The sequence below is a fragment of the Acinetobacter rudis genome, from assembly GCF_000829675.1.
Classification (GTDB): Bacteria; Pseudomonadota; Gammaproteobacteria; order Pseudomonadales; family Moraxellaceae; genus Acinetobacter; species Acinetobacter rudis.
The window spans coordinates 1-2,348 of sequence record NZ_BBRX01000135.1 but is presented as its reverse complement, the minus strand read 5'-3'; the positions used below and the strand labels follow the sequence as shown (position 1 = coordinate 2,348).

The following is a 2,348-nucleotide window of genomic DNA, read 5'->3' as shown; positions in this document are numbered from 1 at the left end:
AGTGCATTTTTACCTTTTCTGCCGATGTTACCAATTCATTTGTTAGTGCAAAACTTACTTTATGATGTATCACAAATTGCTATACCTTTTGATGATGTTGATGAAGAAGCTTTACAACAACCACAGCGTTGGCAACCTCAGGAAATTGGACGTTTTATGATTTTCTTTGGACCGATTAGTTCGATCTTTGATATTTTGACTTTTGCACTGATGTGGTATGTGTTTGCAGCGAATACACCAGAACAACAGAGCTTATTCCAATCGGGTTGGTTTGTTGTGGGTCTATTAACTCAAACTTTAATTGTTCACATGATTCGTACAGCGAAAATTCCATTTATTCAAAGTCGAGCAGCACTACCTTTAATGGTGATGACCGGTATCATCATGGCAGTAGGTATTTTCTTACCCATGGGGCCTTTGGCTGAATACTTTAAGCTACAAGCTTTGCCTCTGAGCTACTTTCTCTATTTACCTTTGATTTTAATTGGGTACATGATATTGATTCAGCTTATGAAATCTTATTATATCAAACGTTATGGCTGGCAATAAGTAATGAAGTTTCTACACCACATACAATTTGATAATTTTATCGACACGTCGATCAGCTTTTTTACTGCATTTATATTGGGTGGGTTAATTGGTTTTGAACGGCAGTATCGACAACGAACAGCAGGTCTACGCACCAATGTGTTGGTGGCATTAGGTGCGGCGATTTTTGTGGATATTGCAGTATCCTTAAATGGTGCTGATGGGGCAGTTCGTGTCATTGCTTATGTTGTTTCAGGGATTGGTTTCTTGGGTGCAGGTGTCATTATGCGTCAAGAAGGCAATATTCATGGCTTAAACACCGCAGCCACCTTATGGTGTTCTGCAGCTGTCGGTGCTGCAGCGGGTGCTGATCTTATCTTAGAGGCGATTTTAGCCACGATATTTATTTTGGCAGCCAATACCTTGTTGCGTCCTATTGTTCAAGTGATCGATCGTCGTCCATTGGATGAAGAAGCTGAACTATTAAACGTGATTTATATTATTTGTGATCGTCAATATAGTAAGCAAGTGATGGAGCAGATTAATATCACCTTGATTAAATATAATTATCCTCCTAAAGATATTGAAGTTGAACCTTTTGGTGATTTGGATGTTGAAATTGAAGTAACATTAATTGCTAGCTCGATTGATACGATTGATATTAAAAATATCATTGAGCACTTTAATAATTTACCTCAAGTTCGACATGCATATTGGGATAAAAATATTTCTACTTAAGCGATAATCAACGGGTATCAGGTCTTTGATTAAAGTAAATGAAGGTTTTGGCTGCTTTTAATGATGAAAGCAGCCAAAACCTTTTTTATTGAGACTCGATATGGAGTGAATACTTTAGAGGTTATTTATTGGCTTGCTGGTGATTGTTGAGTGCGGCGGTAAACAAAGATCGAGATGATTAAAACCAACAAAGCAGAGGGGATCGCAATACTCAAACCTGCCCAAGCAGAGTGATAATATTCGATTAATTGTCCAGTAGATGCGGCGCCAACTGCCACACCAATATTTAATGCGGCGAGTAACCAAGTCAATGCTTCTGTGAGTTTCTGCGCAGCAACTTGTTGTTCTAAGATGCTCATGAGCGTAATCATTGTTGGTGCAAAAAATATCCCCAATAGAGCAACCACAACACTAAGCATATAAACATGACTTACCCATAAAAATCCTAAACTCATGATTGCTGTTCCCAAACTACTCCACAACAGTAGAGTTTGTAGTGAGCGTTTAAAAGCAATCGCGCCAAAAGCAAGTCCAGCTAAGCAAGAACTTAATGCATAAGCGGAAAGGACTAAACTGGCCGATAAAGGTGAGTTTTGTTGTTCAGCAAATGCAACACTGGCTACATCGATAATACCGACCATAAACCCAAGGGCAATCATACATGCCGCCAATAATTGCACATTCGGGAGTGCGATAACCGAGTGATGTTTCGCAGATTCACCAGTAAAGTTGGCTGTCTTAGTCAGCTCTGGCTGTGTCTTTTTTTCAAGAATAAAGCATGTTACCCCTATACCCAACAACAACGCTGCGGTCATTAAACTTGCAGGTGTATAAAGCACACCAATGCCTACCGATAATGGTGGGCCAATAATAAAAGTTAGCTCATCTAAGACACTTTCAAAGGAATATGCAGTGCGTAATTGGGGTTGATCACGATAAAGCGCTGACCAACGAGCACGAACCATTGCAGACATGCTTGGAATAAAGCCAGCCAATATAGCAAAAAGTACTAAACTCCAAAATGGCCAATAGAGATAAGCACTTATCGATAAGCCACACAGTCCAATAATGCAGATGAGAGC

General features: G+C 39.5%; 3 protein-coding genes. 2 read left to right on the top strand and 1 reads right to left on the bottom strand.

Annotation, left to right across the window (positions count from 1 at the left end):
* On the top strand, positions 1-549 hold a 549-nt coding region (locus Aru01_RS18180), incomplete at its 5' end, for a cation transporting ATPase C-terminal domain-containing protein (RefSeq protein WP_171248549.1).
* 3 nt (positions 550-552) lie between these two features.
* Positions 553-1,266: an MgtC/SapB family protein gene (locus tag Aru01_RS18175; RefSeq protein WP_016656384.1), complete on the top strand. Its 714-nt coding sequence runs from the start codon at positions 553-555 to the stop codon at positions 1,264-1,266.
* A gap of 125 nt (positions 1,267-1,391) precedes the next feature.
* Here the strand turns inward: Aru01_RS18175 and Aru01_RS18170 are convergent.
* Positions 1,392-2,348 (bottom strand): MFS transporter (locus Aru01_RS18170; protein WP_042111779.1); only part of this gene is annotated, 957 nt, incomplete at its 5' end.

What these genes read in the sequence shown, in the direction of transcription:
- Aru01_RS18175 (WP_016656384.1), top strand. Translation starts at nt 553, where the DNA reads ATGAAGTTTCTACACCACATACAATTTGATAATTTTATCGACACGTCG.